21 protein-coding genes are annotated in these 19,585 nt (G+C 40.2%); 6 read left to right on the forward strand and 15 right to left on the reverse strand.

The window, feature by feature from the left end; genetic code table 11:
* Positions 1 to 18: 18 nt before the first annotated feature.
* The 4 genes from P2W72_RS04810 (at position 19) to P2W72_RS04825 (ending at position 4,827) form a co-directional block, all read left to right on the forward strand.
* Entirely contained in the window at positions 19 to 1,524 is a 1,506-nt protein-coding gene (locus tag P2W72_RS04810) for a DUF1501 domain-containing protein (protein ID WP_276359773.1), read from the forward strand.
* 5 nt (positions 1,525 to 1,529) lie between these two features.
* Complete coding sequence (locus P2W72_RS04815) at positions 1,530 to 2,465, forward strand: TIM barrel protein (protein ID WP_276359774.1); 936 nt, start codon at positions 1,530 to 1,532, stop codon at positions 2,463 to 2,465.
* Between the two features lie 16 nt (positions 2,466 to 2,481).
* Positions 2,482 to 3,903: a c-type cytochrome domain-containing protein gene (locus P2W72_RS04820; protein WP_276359775.1), complete on the forward strand. Its 1,422-nt coding sequence runs from the start codon at positions 2,482 to 2,484 to the stop codon at positions 3,901 to 3,903.
* A gap of 87 nt (positions 3,904 to 3,990) precedes the next feature.
* Positions 3,991 to 4,827: a metallophosphoesterase gene (locus P2W72_RS04825; protein ID WP_276359776.1), complete on the forward strand. Its 837-nt coding sequence runs from the start codon at positions 3,991 to 3,993 to the stop codon at positions 4,825 to 4,827.
* A gap of 74 nt (positions 4,828 to 4,901) precedes the next feature.
* On the opposite strand, the gene P2W72_RS04830 is transcribed toward P2W72_RS04825, so the two are convergent.
* The 7 genes from P2W72_RS04830 to P2W72_RS04860 all read right to left on the reverse strand — a co-directional run bounded on the left by P2W72_RS04830 (position 4,902) and on the right by P2W72_RS04860 (position 11,695).
* Positions 4,902 to 7,010: a TonB-dependent receptor gene (locus tag P2W72_RS04830; protein ID WP_276359777.1), complete on the reverse strand. Its 2,109-nt coding sequence runs from the start codon at positions 7,008 to 7,010 to the stop codon at positions 4,902 to 4,904.
* 104 nt (positions 7,011 to 7,114) lie between these two features.
* On the reverse strand, positions 7,115 to 7,540 hold the full coding sequence (locus P2W72_RS04835) for a hypothetical protein (protein WP_276359778.1): 426 nt from the start codon (positions 7,538 to 7,540) through the stop codon (positions 7,115 to 7,117).
* A 128-nt stretch (positions 7,541 to 7,668) separates the two neighbouring features.
* On the reverse strand, positions 7,669 to 8,841 hold the full coding sequence (gene dnaJ / locus P2W72_RS04840; RefSeq protein ID WP_276359779.1) for a molecular chaperone DnaJ: 1,173 nt from the start codon (positions 8,839 to 8,841) through the stop codon (positions 7,669 to 7,671).
* Between the two features lie 54 nt (positions 8,842 to 8,895).
* A complete protein-coding gene (locus tag P2W72_RS04845) occupies positions 8,896 to 9,468 on the reverse strand; it encodes a nucleotide exchange factor GrpE (protein ID WP_276359780.1) in 573 nt (190 codons plus the stop codon).
* Positions 9,469 to 9,679: 211 nt separating this feature from the next.
* Complete coding sequence (locus tag P2W72_RS04850; protein WP_276359781.1) at positions 9,680 to 10,360, reverse strand: ATP-binding cassette domain-containing protein; 681 nt, start codon at positions 10,358 to 10,360, stop codon at positions 9,680 to 9,682.
* Positions 10,357 to 10,560 (reverse strand): fructose-6-phosphate aldolase, encoded by a 204-nt coding sequence (locus P2W72_RS04855; protein ID WP_276359782.1) that lies wholly within the window; start codon positions 10,558 to 10,560, stop codon positions 10,357 to 10,359. The genes P2W72_RS04850 and P2W72_RS04855 overlap by 4 nt, the downstream gene beginning before the upstream one ends.
* 118 nt (positions 10,561 to 10,678) lie before the next feature.
* Complete coding sequence (locus P2W72_RS04860; protein ID WP_276359783.1) at positions 10,679 to 11,695, reverse strand: acyl-CoA reductase; 1,017 nt, start codon at positions 11,693 to 11,695, stop codon at positions 10,679 to 10,681.
* Positions 11,696 to 11,799: 104 nt separating this feature from the next.
* Between P2W72_RS04860 and P2W72_RS04865 the strand changes: the two genes are divergently transcribed.
* Positions 11,800 to 12,150, forward strand: a complete 351-nt coding sequence (locus P2W72_RS04865; RefSeq protein ID WP_276359784.1) for a 4Fe-4S dicluster domain-containing protein — start codon at positions 11,800 to 11,802, stop codon at positions 12,148 to 12,150.
* A gap of 68 nt (positions 12,151 to 12,218) precedes the next feature.
* Here P2W72_RS04865 and P2W72_RS04870 read toward each other — a convergent pair whose 3' ends face one another.
* Positions 12,219 to 12,692 carry a universal stress protein gene (locus P2W72_RS04870; RefSeq protein WP_276359785.1) on the reverse strand — a complete coding sequence of 158 codons (474 nt, stop codon included), beginning with the start codon at positions 12,690 to 12,692 and terminating at the stop codon, positions 12,219 to 12,221.
* Between the two features lie 63 nt (positions 12,693 to 12,755).
* On the opposite strand from P2W72_RS04870, the gene P2W72_RS04875 reads away from it, so the two are divergent.
* On the forward strand, positions 12,756 to 13,544 hold the full coding sequence (locus P2W72_RS04875; protein ID WP_276359786.1) for a C40 family peptidase: 789 nt from the start codon (positions 12,756 to 12,758) through the stop codon (positions 13,542 to 13,544).
* A 13-nt stretch (positions 13,545 to 13,557) separates the two neighbouring features.
* On the opposite strand, the gene P2W72_RS04880 is transcribed toward P2W72_RS04875, so the two are convergent.
* From P2W72_RS04880 to hisC, 7 genes are all read right to left on the reverse strand, one after another.
* Positions 13,558 to 14,478, reverse strand: a complete 921-nt coding sequence (locus P2W72_RS04880; RefSeq protein WP_276359787.1) for a WD40 repeat domain-containing protein — start codon at positions 14,476 to 14,478, stop codon at positions 13,558 to 13,560.
* A gap of 34 nt (positions 14,479 to 14,512) precedes the next feature.
* Entirely contained in the window at positions 14,513 to 15,112 is a 600-nt protein-coding gene (hisIE, locus tag P2W72_RS04885; protein ID WP_276359813.1) for a bifunctional phosphoribosyl-AMP cyclohydrolase/phosphoribosyl-ATP diphosphatase HisIE, read from the reverse strand.
* Between the two features lie 11 nt (positions 15,113 to 15,123).
* Positions 15,124 to 15,933, reverse strand: a complete 810-nt coding sequence (hisF, locus tag P2W72_RS04890) for an imidazole glycerol phosphate synthase subunit HisF (RefSeq protein WP_276359788.1) — start codon at positions 15,931 to 15,933, stop codon at positions 15,124 to 15,126.
* 31 nt (positions 15,934 to 15,964) lie between these two features.
* On the reverse strand, positions 15,965 to 16,714 hold the full coding sequence (locus tag P2W72_RS04895) for a 1-(5-phosphoribosyl)-5-[(5-phosphoribosylamino)methylideneamino] imidazole-4-carboxamide isomerase (protein ID WP_276359789.1): 750 nt from the start codon (positions 16,712 to 16,714) through the stop codon (positions 15,965 to 15,967).
* Between the two features lie 4 nt (positions 16,715 to 16,718).
* Positions 16,719 to 17,312, reverse strand: coding sequence for an imidazole glycerol phosphate synthase subunit HisH (gene hisH, locus P2W72_RS04900; RefSeq protein WP_276359790.1), 594 nt, complete (start codon positions 17,310 to 17,312; stop codon positions 16,719 to 16,721).
* Positions 17,309 to 18,403 carry a bifunctional histidinol-phosphatase/imidazoleglycerol-phosphate dehydratase HisB gene (hisB, locus tag P2W72_RS04905; RefSeq protein WP_276359791.1) on the reverse strand — a complete coding sequence of 365 codons (1,095 nt, stop codon included), beginning with the start codon at positions 18,401 to 18,403 and terminating at the stop codon, positions 17,309 to 17,311. Before hisB ends, hisH begins: the two co-directional genes overlap by 4 nt.
* Before the next feature lie 111 nt (positions 18,404 to 18,514).
* Positions 18,515 to 19,570 (reverse strand): histidinol-phosphate transaminase, encoded by a 1,056-nt coding sequence (gene hisC, locus P2W72_RS04910; RefSeq protein ID WP_276359792.1) that lies wholly within the window; start codon positions 19,568 to 19,570, stop codon positions 18,515 to 18,517.
* Between the last annotated feature and the right edge of the window lie 15 nt (positions 19,571 to 19,585).

Consider the following 19,585-nt stretch of genomic DNA (forward strand, 5'->3'; position numbering starts at 1 on the left):
ATTGTTAAATATCCGTGTATGAAGGATAGTATACTTACTCAAAAATTAATTAAGGAAGCTGAGCAGGCATCACTTCAGTATTATACACGCCGCCACTTTTTGAAGGAAAGCGCCATGGGTTTTGGTGCACTGGCTCTTGGCTCATTGCTGGGCAGCTGCGGAACTGATAATGCTCCTCCGGCAAATAGTCTGTTTGATGCAAGCAATCCGCTGGCTCCAAGGCCACCAATGTTTCCCGGTAAGGCAAAGTCGGTAATCTACCTGCATATGGCAGGGGCTCCCTCGCAGCTCGAGATGTTCAGTTATAAGCCTGAACTGGCAAAACTGGATGGACTTGATTGTCCTCAGTCATTGCTGGAGGGTAAAAAATTCGCATTTATAAGGGGAGTTCCTAAAATGCTCGGACCTCAGGCAAATTTCAGACAGCATGGACAAAGTGGTTTATGGCTTTCTGATAATTTGCCACATCTGGCAACCATTGCTGATGAAATTGCGATGCTGAATGCCGTAACTACTGATCAGTTCAATCATGCACCTGCCCAATTACTCATGCAGACAGGTTCTCCGCGTTTGGGAAGACCAAGTATTGGTTCATGGGTTACCTATGGTATGGGCTCCGAGAATAAAAATTTGCCTGGATTTGTGGTTCTGACATCAGGAGGAAATAACCCGGATGCCGGGAAAAGTGTTTGGGGAAGCGGATTCCTTCCAAGTGTTTACCAGGGTGTACAATGCCGTGGAGAGGGCGATCCGGTTTTATTTATCAAGGACCCCGATGGAATGGACCGCGATTTACGCAGGGCCTCTATTGACGCGATAAATAAAATTAATCAGGATCAGTACCGGGAGTATCAGGATCCGGAAATTCTTTCCCGTATTTCTCAGTATGAAATGGCCTATAAAATGCAGATATCGGTGCCCGAAGTAATGAACATCAATGATGAGCCGGCCTATATACATGAGATGTACGGAACTGAGCCGGGTACTACAAGTTTTGCAAACAATGTCTTGCTTGCCAGAAAGCTTGTTGAAAAAGGAGTTCGTTTTGTTCAGCTGTTTGACTGGGGGTGGGATACACACGGTACTTCGGCCAGTGGTTCTGTAGATATCGGACTGGTAAACAAATGCCGCAAGGTAGATAAGCCAATTACTGCATTGATTCTGGACCTGAAGCAAAGAGGCTTGCTGGATGAAACACTGATTGTATGGGGGGCAGAGTTTGGAAGAACGCCAATGCAGGAAAACCGCGAAGGAAAAGATATGCCATTCAAGGGTAGAGATCATCATGCTGCGGCCTTCAGCATGTGGATGGCCGGAGGTGGCATAAAGGGAGGAACCTCATATGGTGAGACCGATGAAATAGGATATGATATTGTTAGTGGTAAAACGGAAGCTTTTGATATTCAGGCGACTATTCTGAACCAATTGGGTTTCGATCATGAGAAATTAACATACGAGTCACAAGGCAGACCTTTCCGTTTAACGGATGTTGGCGGTAAGGTAATTACAGATATTTTAGCTTAATCAGCATGGAAAAAGACAGAAGAAACTTTATTAAGGCCTCAGCGGCAGGGTCTGCAGCATTACTTTTATCATCCTTAGAATCATTTTCCATGCCTACTGGCCAGGATCCTGCAGTAAACAGGAATTATGATTTAAAAATACTTGCCACCAGCTGGGGTTTTCAGGGTACAATTGATGCTTTTTGTGCTAAAGCAAAGAAAGAAGGTTATGATGGGATAGAGCTTTGGTGGCCCAGTAATAACAAAAAGGCACAGGATGATATATTTGCCGCTTTGAAAACACACGGTCTCGAAATTGGATTTCTTTGCGGAGGCTCTCAACCCAATCCTCAGGAGCATCTCGACTTTTATAAGAAAATGATCGATGCGGCAGCAAAGCAGGATATTAAAAGGCCTTTATACATCAATAACCATTCAGGAAAAGATTATTATAGTTTTGATGATAACAGTAAGTTTATAGAACATAGTCTGGCTCTGGCAAAAGAAACAGGTATTCTGATCTGTCATGAAACTCATCGGGGCAGGATGCTTTATGCTGCCCATGTTACCCGCGAATTTCTGAGAAGATTTCCCGATCTCCGTCTGACTCTGGATATTTCACACTGGTGCAATGTGCATGAAAGTCTCTTAGCAGATCAGAAGGAAACTGTTGACCTTGCATTAGATCGTACAGATCATATTCATGCCAGAATCGGGCATCCGGAAGGCCCTCAGGTAAATGATCCGCGGGCGCCTGAATGGGAACCTGTAGTTAAACAGCATTTTGAATGGTGGGATAAGATTGTAGAAAGAAAAAAGCAGAGGGGAGAACGAATGACCATTCTTACCGAGTTTGGTCCGCCTGATTATATGCCAACTTATCCTTATACCAGACAACCTTTGGCCGATCAATGGGCAATTAATGTGCATATGATGCATCTGTTAAGAAAGCGATATTCCTGATTTTGAAGATTTCTGAATGAATATATTAGCTGTTTTACTGTTCAGTTTTACTGATTTTATCGGGACATTTCATCCATTACTGGTTCACTTGCCGATCGGGATACTCCTGCTTGCCGCACTTTTTCAATTGCTGTCGCAAAGGGAGAAATTTCAGGGCTTGGCCCCTGCTGTAAGTATTGCACTATTTTTTGGTATGGTAAGTGCTATAGCATCCTGTATAAGCGGATACTTACTTTCAGATTCAGGAGATTATGATGAGGCATTGATCTTTAAGCATCAATGGTTTGGGATCGCGCTTGCACTCACATCAATTGCCGCCTGGTTATCTGAACGGTATAAAGTGCAGAATAAATTGCTGCCCTGGCTGATTGTATTTCTGATATTTATGACGGGGCATTACGGTGGCTCAATTACGCATGGTTCGGGTTATTTAACAAAAGCATTTTCATCTTCAGGAAAACTGACTGAGCAGAAAAGAAAGCCAATTCCTGATGTTCAGCAGGCAGTGGCGTATCAGGATATAATTAAGCCCATTCTGATGTCGAAGTGTTATAAATGTCATGGGCCCGACAAGCAAAAAGGTAAATTGCGGCTGGATATTCCTGATCTGATTTTGAAAGGGGGAAAAGGAGGGCAGGTGATCGTAGCAGGAAATACTGATGAAAGTGAACTGATCAAGAGAATTCTGTTATCGAAAGATAATGAAGACCATATGCCTCCGGTTGAGCAGCCACAACTTACAAAAGCTGAAATGGAATTGATTCACTGGTGGATTGGAAGTGGTGCAGATTTTGATAAAAAGGTAAATGCTCTGGCACAGTCTGATAAAATTAAGCCTGTGCTTATTGCTCTGCAATCTGAAGAGGTTAAAGAGGCAGTCAAATTTTCTGATATACCTGAAAATGAGGTGGTAGCGGCCGATTCTAAAATTATTAAGGAACTGTTGAACAGGGGGGTGGCCTTGATTCCTGTGACAAAAAACAGTAATTATTTATCAGCAAATTTTGTGGCGGTTGATACCATCAGTGTTCAGGATCTGAAATTGCTGGAACAATTAAATCAGCAGCTGATCTGGCTGAAACTTGGAGATTCAAATATCGGAGATAAAGATCTGAGAAGTATTGCAAAGCTTAATTCACTGACGCGTTTATCAATTGAGCGGACTGCAGTGACCGACAAGGGAATTGGGGAACTCAGGAACCTTTCTCAGCTCCAATACCTTAATTTGCTGGGCACAAAGATTAGTGCTGAGGGCCTGATGCAATTGAAAGGCCTCAATAAGCTCAGTCAGCTATTTCTTTATAAGACGACTATCTCTCCTGCCAATTTTGCAGAAATCAAAAAAGTATTCCCAAAAGTACAAATTGACACAGGAGGATATAAATTGCAGTTTCTTGAAAGTGATACAGTTGAACTCAAAACAGCCGGGAAAAAATAATCTTTGTACAATTTAACGCTCTGTTTATATGAGTTAAAATTAAAAAAATCATATTTGTTTTTAAATTGATCAAATACTTTAAATGATATGGAAAATAATATAAAGAATCAATCAAGGCGGAAGTTTATACAGCAGGTTTCATTTGCTTCGGCTTTGCTTCTTACAGGAAAAATAACTGACCTTTCTGCAGAGGAAGTCTTTGATTCAAAAGCAAAAGTGAAACTGAGGTTTGTTGCTGCATCTGATTTTCATTATGGTCAGCCTGATACTGCATATGATGAAATGACTCAAACAGTGATTAAGCAGATCAATTTGATTAACAAAACAAATCGTATTGATTTTTGTCTGATTAACGGTGATATCATTCATAATGAAAAATCTTTTCTTCCACAGGTAAAGAAAAAAATCGATGAGCTGGATATGCCATATTATGTGGCCAGAGGTAATCATGACATGGTTACTGAAGAATTCTGGAATCAGGTTTGGAACATGCCTTTGAATTATAGTTTTGAGTTTAAGGATTCAGCTTTTATCATTGCTGATACTGCTAATGAACAGGGAGAGTATTTATCTCCGGATCTGAAGTGGATGGAAGAAAGACTAAACTACTTTAAGAATAAAAAGAACGTATTTCTGGTACTACACATTCCGCAGGCAAAATGGACAAAACATGCCATTGATACCCCGGCATTTTTTGAACTGATCAAAAAGTATCCAAACATTCGTCTTGGATTGCATGGTCACGAACATGATCAGGATGGTGTGAAAATGGCTGATAAGACACCATTCTTATTTGACTCGCACGTTGGTGGAGCATGGGGAACCCCTTATAAAGGTTTCAGGGTAGTAGAACTGCTGAATGACGGTACAATCATTACCTATATGATGAACCCAACTGAGAAAATGGGCGAACTCAGGTATTAATAGTATTAATAAACAAAAAGATCCGATGAACTATCATCGGATCTTTTTGTTTAACAGAATGATCTTTTACTGAATTATAAAGTCATCTTCACTCCTCCAAAGTAGTTCCTTAGCGGAGCTGCATTAAAATATCTTCCTCCAAAAGCATTCAGGTCATTACCAAGGCTATAGGTCTCATTTAAGAGATTGTCTATACCTGCAAAGAAATCAAGTCCGGGTTTTCCCTGTTTAGATTTACTTCTCCAGCCAGCCTTGAAGTGAACCAGATTAAAATCTTTTGAGAATACGCTGTTCGCGTCATTCAATGCAATTTTCGATGTGTAATTGTGCTGGGCAAACAGATAAAAATTCTTAGGGAAACGGAAGTCCAATCCACTGATAATTACAGCTCTTGGCGTTCCGGTCAGCCTGTTTCCTGAGTAATTAGCTGTTCCGTTATAATAATCTCTGAAGAAATATTTGCTCAGGGTATAGCTGTTCTGAATTTGCAAGCCGTTTAATAAGCCCTTAGATCCCGGTGCGATAAGCCAATAGCTGGACTGAGTTTCAATACCTGTTTGTCTGGTTCCGCCTGCATTCAGGTAAAACTCTGTGTCGTTTGCATTAACACGACGTACAATGGCATTCTCAAGTCTGTACTGGAATACAGAAGCATCCAGCCAAAGCCTGTCATTGTTGTTGCGAAGTCTGAATCCTGCTTCATAGTTCCAGCCTGTTTCTGACTCCAGTCCGGTATTGATAATATTATCAGATGCTCTGACTTCGGCAATTGTAGGGATAGAGTATCCTCTGCTTACTGAAGAGCGCAATGCCAGATTATTATTCAGTTGGTATGACATGGCAAATCTTGGCATGAATTCAGGATCGAACTTGCGCTCAAATCTGGTCGCATAACTTCTGATATCTTTAGAGAACAAATATTTATAATGATTGATACTTGCTGCAGCTTCTGCCGTAAATCTTTTACCGATATTTACTGAATAGCGGGTAAAATAAAAAAACTGGTTTGAAGTAATATCATCCTGAGCCTGCATTTTACCTTTTTCGCCTCTAAGATTATCATAGTTGGAGATGTCAGCTGCTGTTCTTTGTAATTCCAGTCCTGCATTCCATTTCCAGCTGATTTTAGCATCTTCTTTTCCTGATAATTCCAGATAAGTTCTTAATCCGGCAGTATTTTCATTACGGATTTCATAATTGGTAATGAATGGATTCAGGTAATCTGTATGAGTCCCGTAAACAGCGATGACATGTTTAAGTTTTTCGGTGATACGGGCATCATTAACAACTCCGGCATAGAAAGTATTGTTTTCAATCCTTGCCTTTTGTGCCACTGGCCCTGCCGCAAAGTTAGTAGACGGTCTTGCAGCCTGTGGATTTGCAGTATATTGGGCCAGGGTTAATCCTCCCGGAGTTTTATATTCAAGATCTGAAACGAAAGCAAGGACTCTCAGCTGACTTGTTTCTTTAGCATAATTCAAACGATACATCAATTGAGCATAATGACGGCTCATTGCACTATGTTCACGATAGCCATCAGATTTTTGGTAGGAATGATTGATATTCAGGTACTGATTATTCATTTTTTTCTGAATAGCCAGTTTTTCCTGAAATAAACCATAAGACCCGCCACTGATACCTGCTGAAGCATAGCTGCTGTCTGCATTTCTATCCAAAGGGTTCAGTAATACCACACCCCCTGAATTGGCACCGAATATACTTCCATCCGGACCTTTTAAAACTTCAATATTGCTGATGCTGTTCACATCAATAAGGTTCAGATAGGTATTCCCTCCGGCATCAGTCAGCGGAAACTCATCCAGATAGATCTTTACATTTCTTACTCCGAATGGCGAGCGTAATAAGCTTCCGCGGATGGATAAACGATAACTGCCCGGGGATCTTTCTTCCATTCTGATTCCTGGAACAGAGTTCAGGGCAGGTAACATGCTGATACCCGGCTGATCACGTAATTGCTTACTGCTGATTACGCTTACCGAAGAAGGTACCTGAAGAATAGGCTGTTCAGATAAATAGGCTTTGATGGTGATTTCTTTTACCTTCTGAACAGAGTCTATTTTGTTTTGAGAAAATCCTGCATTAATGATCAGGAGGCCGGCCAAACTTAGTCTGAGGCTCTTAGAACTAAAATATCTGCGTATATTCATTACTGAGATTGCCATTTATTTTAAGGCGTCGCTAATTTATCAAATTAGCGACTTTAAAATTGCTCTAAATGGAATATTGGTGTAAAATTTTTGAGTGAATTGACAGAATTAAGGATATCTTACTCGATTATTATCCTGTCAGAATAAATACCTAATCTGGTTTGCCTTCGTTCATCAAATGTTCCATGCTCTATGGTTAAGAGGTATTTGTCTCCCGAATCATTCCCATTAGAAAATTTAGGGTTCAAAAAGGGGCCAGCTGAAAATAAGTGCCAGATTGGATATTCATCATATTCAGCCACATTGATCAGCACTTTATGACTGATTTCATGACTCTCCGCTTGTTTTGAACTGCCAGATCTATTTGCAATCAGAAATAGCCTGATCATGAAATGATCGGCTCTGATTTTCATGCTGGAATCGATACTGCCTAGAAGTTTACTAATAGATTTTGTTTTGACAGACTTTACAGAAGGGCTTGCTGATTGTCCGTAACTTATTAAATAGTAATTTACCAAAAACAGACAGATGGTAATAAATTTCATCCTGAAAAGATTAATAAATCAAGATACAAAGATTCAGTATCCGGCTTTCAAAATTTTGCAGATTAACCGGCATAAAAAAGCCCATTCGATTTCGGATGGGCTTAATATTTTATGGGTATTAATTTGATTTATTCGAAATATTCTTTCATTTTATCGAAAAAGCTTTTCTCATTTTTACCTGGTTGTGGTTTAAAGTTCGGTGATTCTCTGAGTTTATCCAGCATTTCACGTTCATCTTTAGAGAGTGCTTTCGGAGTCCAGATATTTACATAGATCAGTTGGTCACCTTTATGATATGAATTTACTTCAGGCACCCCTTTCCCTTTCAGACGTAATATTTTTCCTCCTTGTGTGCCGGGTTCGATTTTGATCTTTGCTTTTCCATCGATAGTCGGAACCTCTACACTGGCACCAATTGCAGCATCAATAAAGCTGATATGCAGGTCATGAATGACATTGTTGCCCTCGCGTTTTAAACTGTCATGAGGAATCTCTTCAATAAGAATGATCAGATCACCGGGAATGCCACCTCTTGGAGCGGCATTTCCTTTTCCGCTCATGGATAACTGCATACCCTCACTAACTCCTGCAGGAATATTGATGCTGATTGTTTCTTCACCTCTCATTAGTCCCTCGCCATGACAACTGGTACATTTTGAGGTAATCTGAGTGCCTTCACCATTGCAGGTAGGGCAGGTGCTGGTAGTTTGCATCTGTCCGAGAATAGTGTTGGTTACTCTTCTTACAGCTCCGCTTCCGTTACATGTCTGGCAGGTATTGAAAGATGATTTGTCTTTAGCTCCGCTGCCATCACATGTAGAACATACTACCTGTTTATTTACTTTGACCTTTTTCTCAACACCTTTGGCAATCTCTTCGAGGCTTAGTTTTACTTTAATGCGCAGATTGCTTCCTCTTGCCGCACGACGTCCTCCGCGTGATTGCTGCTGGCCTCCGAAGAAACTGTCAAAAGGACTGCCACCACCGCCGCCGCCACCAAAAATGTCACCGAACTGGCTGAATATATCTTCCATGTTCATATGACCACCACCATAGCCACCGCCATTTGGGCTGGATGCGCCTCCGGCATGACCAAACTGGTCATATCTTTTCTTTTTCTCAGGGTTACTCAAAACTTCATAAGCTTCGGCAGCTTCCTTGAAGTTTTCTTCCGACTGTTTATCACCCGGGTTTTTATCCGGATGATATTTAATAGCCATTTTGCGATAAGCTTTCTTTATCTCATCTGCACTTGAGCTGCGTGTAACTCCAAGTATGTCGTAATAATCTCTTTTAGCCATTTTTATTTAAAACACGATATGCTTTTTTGCCAGCAAAAAAGCTTTCATATTATTTTATGCTCCGATAATAACTTTTGCAAAACGTATTACCTTGTCATGAAGGTAATACCCTTTTTCTAATTCGTCCAGAACCTTTCCCTTCATATCTTCAGACGGTGCCGGGATATTGGTGATTCCTTCATGAATATCTGCATCAAATTCAACACCTATAGACTTCATTTCTTTCAAGCCTTTCTGTGTTAAAATGTTCTTCAGCTTATGATGAACAAGTTTTACGCCTTCAGCTACAGCTTCAATATCGGTAGCGGTTTCTATAGACTTCTGGGCTCTTTCGAAATCGTCGAGTACCGGCAATAAATCGCTGATCACATCTTTACCTGCCATTTGAAGTAACTCTAAACGCTCTTTGCTTGTGCGACGCTTGAAATTATCAAATTCAGCATATAATCTGAGGTATTTATTCTGCCAATCTGTAGCTTCTGACTTTAATTTATCCTCTTCTGTGGGTTGTGTTTCAGATGCAGTTTCAGTTGATTCTGTCTCACTATTTACGCCATCATTACTGGTCTCATTTTCATCCAGAATCTCCTTTTGATCGATATTTTCAGTGTTTTGATTCTCTTCCATTTTAGTCTTCTTCTTTTTTTTCAATATGTCTGAAAAGTTCATGCGTAGCTATGACAATTTTTTTGCCAAAGATTAAATCAGTCAAGCTGTCAGTTATTTGCCCGGTTCTGTATGGAACAGGCATCGAACAAAGGCAGGTTTATGATCGAAGTTCGAATGAACAGGGGTATAGATCAATGATATCATTGACCCACTTTCTTTTTTCTTTCTTTTAAATTTTTACATCTTCATGTACAACTCCGCCTTCACACTTAATAATCCGGGAAGGGAATGTTCTGATGATATGATAATCGTGCGATGCCATGAGCACAGCTGTACCAGCCTGACTGATTTGCTTCAGCAGAAGTACAATCTCTTCAGAAGTATCAGGATCGAGGTTGCCGGTAGGCTCATCGGCGAGTATTATTTCAGGATCATTCAAAAGCGCACGGGCAATTACTACTCGCTGCTGCTCTCCGCCTGAAAGTTCATGCGGCATCTTTTTTACCTTTGATCTGAGCCCAACTTTTTCAAGAACATCCAGTATACGTTCAGAAATCAGTCGCTGATCTTTCCAGCCCGTTGCTTTCAAAACAAATTCGAGGTTTTGCTCAATAGTTCTGTCTGTTAGCAGCTGAAAATCCTGAAAAACAATTCCCAGTTTGCGGCGAAGAAAAGGGATGTCTTTATCGGTTAATTTTTTCAGGTCGAAATCAGCAACCTGTCCGTAGCCATTGGTAATATGAAGGTCGCCATAGATAATTTTCAAAAGACTACTCTTCCCTGACCCGGTCTGGCCGATCAGAAACACAAATTCACCAGGATTTATCTGAAGATTTACATTGCTGAGAACCAAATGTTTCTGCTGGTAAACATCAACACTTTCTAATTTTATTACGGAAGAGTTAATCATATATCTAATTTTAAAATTTGCCCGAAAGGCAAGTCTTTAACTTTATTCATTATATAGTCGGTCTGCTCTGCGAAACCCGCTTTTTCAAGAGCCTTATCAGGTCTGTCTAAACGAAAATACGCCAGAAGAGTGAATTTTTCATCACGTAACTGAACGTAATCCGGAATCTTTGCAACACCTCTAACTTTAATTACATACATCAACCAAAGTTAAATAATTAGTATTGAGTATTGAGTATTTAGTGTTGAGATTTATAAGAGTTGCATTTCAAATTAGCAGCCCCTGATCTAACTACTAATTACTAAATACTAACTACTGTTAAAGTTTCTGTAAAAACTTCATCGTGTCAATTCCATCCGCATAATCCCATAAACCCGGCAGTTGACTTTTGCCGAAGCCATATGTTTTGGTATTTAGTTCAGCATTTGAAATGATACATTGGATCTGATCTTCGATTGCTTCGAGTTCCTTCTCCAGATCCTGGATATTTTCATATTCTTCGAAATAGATTACGGCCAGCGGAGAGGTCAGCCGTTTATCTTCTTTCAGCAGTAAAAACCCATTGTCAAGATGTTTGTCCATGTTTACCAAAAAAATGGACTTGTTGTAATCGTAGTTATTATTGTATTTGTGATGATCATTTACACATTTAAATTCTTCGATAGATTCAAAAAAACGATTGAAATTATATCCCCGGGGTACATAGATTTTTGAAACGTTCCTGCATCCCAGACCGAAATAATCAAATATATCGGTTCCCAAAGCTTTGAGATCTTGGGTGCTTTCATTCCCGGTAAGCACTGCAATACTATTACGGTTTTTGCGGATGATATGAGGTACTTTACTGAAATAATATTCGAAGTATCTTGAAGTATTATTACTTCCTGTTGCGATCACTGCATCATAGTCAGTTAGTTTTTCTACATAGCTGATCAGTTCATCAAAGCCCGGCCCGATCTCAACCAGTTTGTTTAAAATATAAGGGGTCAGTTTCTTATCCTGAGATGACAGTTTAATCAAAGCCCTGTTTCCCGACCCCAATACAGAAAGAATATCATGGAATCCAACCAATGGAATATTTCCTGCTAATACCAGACCAATGCTGAATGGTTTTTGTGATGAATCTTCAATTCCAATCCATGAATGAAGGTCTTTTTCGTTCAGCATCTCAGCAATTGAGGCCACTGCTTTTGCTGTGTTTTCAGGGGTAAACCATGGATTATAGTGCTTTGATGAATTGATAAGCATAGTTAATTCCGTATCCGGATTCCTTAAAATATCACCCAATTGTGCTAATGCACCGATTCGTTGTTTGCTTGTCAAATTCTTACTCATCCCAAAAAATTACTTCAAATAATGTTATATTTGTCCCGATCAAAAAATGAGCCGTAAAACTCTTTTTTGCAAAATTAACTTAACAAAATAGACTTTTAGATAAAATGGCAATTAAAATCACCGATGAGTGTATTAACTGCGGGGCTTGCGAACCGGAATGCCCGAATAATGCAATTTATGATGCAGGTGCATCATGGAGATTCTCTGATGGAACAGGTTTAAGAGGCTTAATAGATTTTGGAGATGGCAGTACTTTAAATGCTGAAGAAGCTCAGTCTGCAATTTCTGATGAGGTTTACTACATTGTTTCAGATAAGTGTACTGAATGTGTGGGATTCCATGATGAGCCGCAGTGTGCTGCAGTTTGTCCGGTTGATTGCTGTGTTGATGATGAAGATGTTCGTGAAACCCGTGAAGAATTACTGGCCAAAAAAGCCTGGCTTCATATGGAGTAATTACATAATATTTGACAAAAAGCGGCATTTGAATTCAAATGCCGCTTTTTTTATGCCTTATTCTCTCGTTATTTTTTCTCCGGTTTGGGGATAATCAGAACCGGACATTTAGCCTTTCTGGCAACACTTTCAGAAACACTGCCGGATATAAAGTGATCAAATCCGGTTCTTCCATGTGTGCCTAAAATGATCATATCGGCCTTACATTCATCAGCTACAGAAAGAATCTCATCCTGTGCTCTGCCAATTCTGCTGTACGTTTCAATTTCTACTTTATCGCCATGCTGCTGTTTCAGTCTTTTAAATAAATTTTTACTTGCTTCTTCCTGAATATGCATCAGCTCCGGAATCATTACCGGAGATTCATTCAGCAATGGATCAGCAGAGTATGGAGATGCCACGGGTATTTCATCTGCATGAACCAATATGATTTTTGAACCCATACTTCCCGCCAGTAATACTCCATAATTTACGGCCTGATCTGAATAGGGGCTGTCTTCAACCGCTATCAGTATTCTGTGAATATTTTCGGGACTAATCATGATAAAATATTTGATATTTGTGGATTATCGCTCAATTTAATCTAAAATTGGTTTATTTGCAAGATGAATCAACAGTTTGGTGTTTGTAATCTTTCATTGGTTCCTCTTAGAACAGAACCATCTGACAGGAGTGAAATGAGCTCACAGTTATTGTTTGGAGATCATTTTACCATTCTGGAAACTACTGAAAAGTGGTCTCGGGTCATAACTGAGTATGATGAATATGAAGGATGGATCGATAATAAACAATATGTTCATATCGGTCATTCTACTTTTAACTCAATTAGCAATCAGAATTCTATACTTGGATTGGAGCCGGCGCATAAGGTGTTAAGAACCGATACCAACTCGGTTATGTATTTGATGGCAGGATCAGGTATACCACAGACGGTTGATAATTACTTTTACCTTGGAGATAACAGATACAAACTGCTTGGCGAAGTTGCTAATCCAAACAAGCGCAACTTCAGGTCATCAATTCAGGGTGTGCTGATGTTCTATCTGGGAGCTCCCTATTTATGGGGTGGCCGTTCTTTATTTGGGATCGATTGTTCAGGTTTTACCCAGATGGTCTTCAGGCAGTTCGGGGTAAAAGTGAAGCGTGATGCCTGGCAACAGGTTGAGCAGGGCGAATTGCTTGGCTTTCTTCAGGAGGCCAAAGCCGGTGATCTTGCATTCTTTGATAATGAAGAGGGAAGGATCTCCCACGTAGGTGTGATGCTCGACAATCAGCACATTATTCATGCATCGGGCAAGGTAAGGATAGATGCTATTGATAATCAGGGGATATATAATGCCGAGCTGAAACGTTATACGCATAAGCTCAGAATCATCAAACGTTTAGTGAAGTAAGATTAGTGTCGGATTATTCTGCTTCCAGATCAATGTCCCAGATCTTTAACAGTTTATCATCACTTACTGAAATTAATTTCCTGCCTGATGGTTCCCAGATAATTTTATTGACAGACATTCTGTGAGAGTCATCACCCTTTTCTATGCTGATGGTTTTCTTCAGTCCGTAATTTTCAGTATCCCAGATCTTGATACTTTTATCCCTGCTGCCGGTTGCCATAAATGGTAATTCCGGATGAAATACAATACTGTATATCGAGAAGAGGTGTGCCGGAATATTCCGGATGAGTGAATAATCTTTGGTATCCCAGATCTTTAACTGAGCATCTCTGCCCCCTGAAATCAGATGTTTACCATCAGGCGAAAATTGCAGGGAACTGATTGGCATAGTATGCTGATCAAGCACCGTAATCAGACTGAAATCATTAAGACTGTAAATTTTGATCAAATTGTCCTTGCATCCGAAAGCGACAGTTTTTTCGTCAGGGCTGATACTGATTGTCCGGACCGTTGACTGAGAAACCTGAAATGTGTAGAGCAGCTTTAATTCATTGAGATCCCATACAGAAACACTTCCGTCTTCTGATGAAACAAGCAGTTCATTTTTAGAATTAACAGACTTAATATCAAAAACCGGAAGTTTATGGTGGATCAGCGGATCATGAAGCTTTTGCTCTTCGAAATTAAAAACATTTACCAAACCACTCCGTTCTCCGGCCAGCAACAATGGAAAAGCTCTGGTACTGTGAAGAGAATATACTGATGAGCGGACCGGGAAAAGAACTTTTATGAATCCCGGTGTTTTCAGACTCCATTCAACAATCCCTTTATCATTGCCTCCTGTAAAGATAATTCCCGGTTTCATGGAATTCTCAACAGTAAATATCGGATTCTGATGTCCCGATAAAGTAGCTGTATTGTTAATACGAATCATTCTGATCTTCAGGTTTTATCTGTTTGAGGCAGAATTATTTCCCCGAATGTCTGCTCTCGAGGTTTTTGGCAATGGTATTCAGACTGATGTTTTTCTCTTTCATTAATACCAGGAGGTGGAATACCAGATCAGAAGCTTCATTGATGAAATCATGTTCGGTTTCGTTAAGTGCAGCAATTACAGTTTCAACACCTTCTTCCCCAACTTTCTGGGCAATTTTATTCAATCCTTTTGCACGCAGTTTGTTAACGTATGAACCTTCTGCCGGATTGTTGTACCGGTCTTCAATGATTTTCTCCAGCTCGAAAATAAAATTTTGATTATAGGAAGTATCGAAGCAACTTCTGGTACCCTTATGGCAGGTTGGACCTACCGGATTTACCCTGATTAAAAGGGTGTCATTGTCGCAGTCTTCACTGATTGAAATCACGTTCAGAAAATGTCCGCTTTCTTCGCCCTTGGTCCATAAGCGGTTTTTTGCTCTTGAAAAAAAGGTAACCTTTCCTTCTGCCAGAGTTTTCTGATAAGCTTCCTCATTCATATATCCCAGCATGAGTACTTCCATTGTCTTTTCATCCTGTATCACTACAGGAACCAGACCTTCACCTTTTTTAAAATCGATTGTCATTACTATATTTTTTCGGGTTATAATCTAACCTCAATATTATTTTCTTTTAATACCTTCTTCAGATCCGGGATCAGGATCTCGCCATAATGAAATACTGAAGCTGCTAATGCTGCATCGGCATTGCTTATTTTGAAACAGTCAACAAAATGCTGAATCGTACCTGCACCACCTGAGGCAATCAGGGGGATAGTCATGGTATCGTTCACTTTTTTCAGAAGAGTATTGTCAAAGCCTGCCTTCGTACCATCATGATCCATAGAGGTCAGAAGGATTTCTCCTGCTCCGCGTGCTTCGGCTTCTTTAATCCAGTCTTCTGTTTCAATTTCAGTAGCTATACGTCCTCCGTTCAGGTGGACATAGTTTTTACCATTGATATGCTTGGTATCAATGGCCACCACCACAAACTGTTTACCAAAGGCTAATGCAAGTTCATCAATAAAGCCAGGGTTTCTGACTGCAGCTGAATTGATGGAGATTTTATCCGCTCCCGAATTCAGTAAAATGTCTGCATCTGCAATTTCATTGATCCCGCCACCAATAGTAAAAGGTATGTTTACCTGTCGTGCTACAGACCTAACCAACTCAACCATGGTTTTTCGCCTTTCATGCGTTGCAGTGATATCCAGAAATACCAGTTCATCGGCACCCTGGTTAGAATACTGATAGGCAAGCTCTACAGGATCTCCGGCATCGCGCAAAGCAACAAAGTTGACACCCTTAACAGTGCGCCCGTCTTTCACATCCAGACAAGGAATGATCCTTTTGGCAAGGTCATTAACCGAAGCCGTTAAGTCTGAATTTTTATAATTTAAAACAGGATTATCCAATTTTTCTGATTTTGTGATAGTCTTTATCAGTTTAGAAGCTGATCAGGGCTTTCAGATTCCAGTCTTTAATCTCTTCAATAGAAATTTTTCCTTCGTAAATTGCTTTACCAACTACACATGATTCGACTTTAATTTTTTGCAGCTCTTCAATATCCTTCATAGAGCTTACACCTCCGGAGGCAATCAGTTTAATGAATGGAGAATGATCCAGCAATTTTTTGTAAAGGCTAACTCCGGCACCGCCAAGTTTTCCGTCTTTGTCGATATCAGTACATAGGAACCGGAAGAAACCAAGATTAAGACATTTGTCAACATAATCCATGAGTTTTATCGGCGAACTTTCCATCCATCCCGAATATTTGATCACCTCATCCAGAACATCAATTGCAACTACAACCTGATCCTGGCATTTTTCCTTGCCACATATCTCACGGCTTAACTCCGGAAGGAAATCAGCATTGGTGATGGCCTGGGTACCTACAATGATGCGGTGAATTCCTGCATCGATCAGTTCTCTGACCTTGTCAATACTTCTGACACCACCGCCATACTGGATTTTAATATTGGTTTTATTTATAATATCGAACAGAAATTTCTGATTGCTGAAATCACCCTTGGCCCCGTTCAGGTCAATAATGTGTATGAACTCAGTACCGTTCGATTTATATTTATCGATCATTTCTTCAAGAGTAACATCATAGGATGTTACCTGCTTGTAGTCGCCTTCCCGTAAACGGACAACCTTCCCGTCTAAAATGTCAATTGCTGGAATTATATACATGAGTTTATGCTAAGTGTGCAAAATTTTTCAAAAGTTGTTCTCCGGCAAGCCCGGATTTTTCTGGATGAAACTGAACTCCATAAAAGTTATCTTTTTGTATAACTGCAGAGAATTTAATTCCGTATTCTGCTAAAGCAATGGTAAAAGTAGAATTAAATTCTATAAAATAAGAGTGTACAAAATAAAAATGCGAGCCCTGTGGAATTTCATTAAAGAGTGGACTCTCAACTGTACGGAATACTTTATTCCAGCCGGTATGCGGGACTTTAACCTGCAGCTCATCGCTGAAGAGCTTTGTTTCAAGCGGAATAATACCCGTAAGCTTAGAATCTCCTTCTTCAGAATGCAGGGTAAGCAATTGCATCCCTACACAGATACCCAGCACCGGTTTTTTTAATGCAAGGATTGATGGCACAAGTCCGGTATCATTCAGCTTTTGCATAGCTGAACCCGCATGACCTACACCCGGAATAATATAACGGTCGTATTGCTCAAAATCTTCTGCAGTTTTGATCATGCCGTATTGAAGACCCAGTCGGTCCAGTGCCGCTGTCAGTGAAAAAATATTGCCGGCGCCGTAATATACTATTCCGATCATAATACTCCTTTCGTGCTTGGAAGTTCTGTTCCGGTAATTTTTATGGCTTGTTTAATGCTTTTTGCCAAAGCTTTAAAGCTCGCTTCTATCATATGATGGGTGTTATCTCCATCAATAATCTTTAGATTCAGGTTCATTCCTGCATGCTCAGAGAACGATTTCATCCAGTGTTCAAACATCTCTGTCGGGAAATCGCCTACATATTCGCGGTCAAATTTTCCTTCATAGATGAAATAGGCGCGGTCAGAAAAATCAATGGCGCATTGTACCAGAGCCTCGTCCATGGGCAGCAGAAAACCATAACGTTCAATGCCGCGTTTGTCGCCCAATGCCTGTTTGAAAGCTTTTCCAAGGGCTATGGCACTGTCTTCAATAGTATGATGCTCATCGATTTCCAGATCACCATCAACTTTTAAAGTCAGGTCAACACCCGAATGTTTAGCCAGCTGATCGAGCATATGGTCGTAAAACTTCAGTCCGGTATCAATATGATGTTCGCCATTTCCATCCAGATTCAGACTGAGTTTGATTTTGGTTTCTTTGGTATTTCTTTCCAGTTCAACCAGACGATCTTTTTTAGCAGTCAGAAATTTGCAGATCTCCTGCCAGCTATTGCTGCATAATACCGCTCTGTCATTGCTTTTATCAGCATAGAATATCGCCTTGCATCCAAGATTTACAGCAAGCTGAACATCCGTTTCACGATCGCCGATGGTATAGGAATGATGCAGGTCGATCAGGTTGGAGATCAGGTAATTGGTCAGTAATCCGGTGTTGGGCTTACGATTCGGACTATTATCTTCCGGAAATGAGTCGTCAACAAAGATCTCGGCAAAGCTTACTCCTTCATTTCTAAGCGTATCGAGCATTTTCTGATGAGGCTTTTGAAAATCGTTTTCTGGAAAGCTGATAGTTCCTCTTCCATCCTGGTTGGTAACCATGACCAGCTCATATCCAAAGTCCTGAAGTTTTTTCAGGGATGAAATGGCATAAGGCAGGAATTCCAGCTTCTCGAGACTGTCAACCTGAAAGTCGACAGGCGGCTCAAGGATTAAGGTTCCATCACGGTCTATAAACAATACCTTTTTCATCTTTTTATTTTTTTAATGGTAATGAACCTGCCTGCATGCCGTCAGGTATGCCGATCATGATTTTGATAATCATACCCCTGCGGGTTTTATCAAAATCATATTGGTTTCATATTACCTGGATTCCTGAAAGTTTTTTAATGCGTTTAATAATATTTTATTTTCTTCCGGTGTGCCGATGGTGATCCGTAAAGAACCCTCACAAAGTTCAACTTTGGAGCGGTCCCGTACAATGATTCCCTGATCTACCAGATGTCCGTAAATACCTCTTGGATTTGTTGTCTTTACCAGAATGAAATTTGCATCTGAAGGGTATATTTTCAGAACAGAAGGCAGCTGTGCCAGTTCGGCTACTAATTTCCCGCGTTCTTCAACAGTTTCCTTAATCCAGTTGTTTACCTGATCTACATTTTGCAATGCTTCAAGCGCCAGTTCCTGTGATGCTTCATTAATATTGTACGGCGGCTTTACTTTATTGAAGACCTCTATGATCTCTTCACTTGCAAATGCCATTCCAATTCTCAATCCGGCAAGTCCCCATGCTTTTGATAAAGTCTGAAGCACAATCAAATTAGAATATTCAGTTAATTCCTGAATAAAGGTCTTTTGCCGGCTGTAATTAATATAAGCTTCATCAATAACCACTAAACCATTAAAATTGGTAAGAATGGTCTCAATATCCTGTCTGTCTATGGAATTTCCGGTTGGATTATTAGGCGAGCAGATGAAGATGATCTTGGTATGATCATCAATAGCTTCGGCAATACCTTCCATATTTAACTGATAGTCAGGCCTTAATATTACTTTTCGTACTTCAACGTCGTTGATGTTTGCTGAAACCTCATACATTCCATAGGTAGGAGGAAGGGTAATTACATTATCAATTCCCGGATTACAAAATGCCCTGAAAAGAATGTCAATCGCTTCATCGCTCCCATTTCCTAAGAAAATATTTTGTGGAGGCACTCCCTTTATTTCAGAAAGACGCTTTTTGATTTTCCATTGCAGGGGATCCGGATAGCGATTGTAGCTTCGGCTAAGAGGAGAACCATAACTGTTCTCATTGGCATCCAGAAATACAGAAGCTTCTCCCTTAAATTCATCTCTTGCAGATGAGTAGGGAACCAGCTCTTTTATATTTTTACGAAGTATATTATTTATGTTGAACATCGTATATTTTTATTA

It is taken from the genome of Daejeonella sp. H1SJ63, from assembly GCF_029360775.1.
GTDB lineage: Bacteria > Bacteroidota > Bacteroidia > Sphingobacteriales > Sphingobacteriaceae > Daejeonella.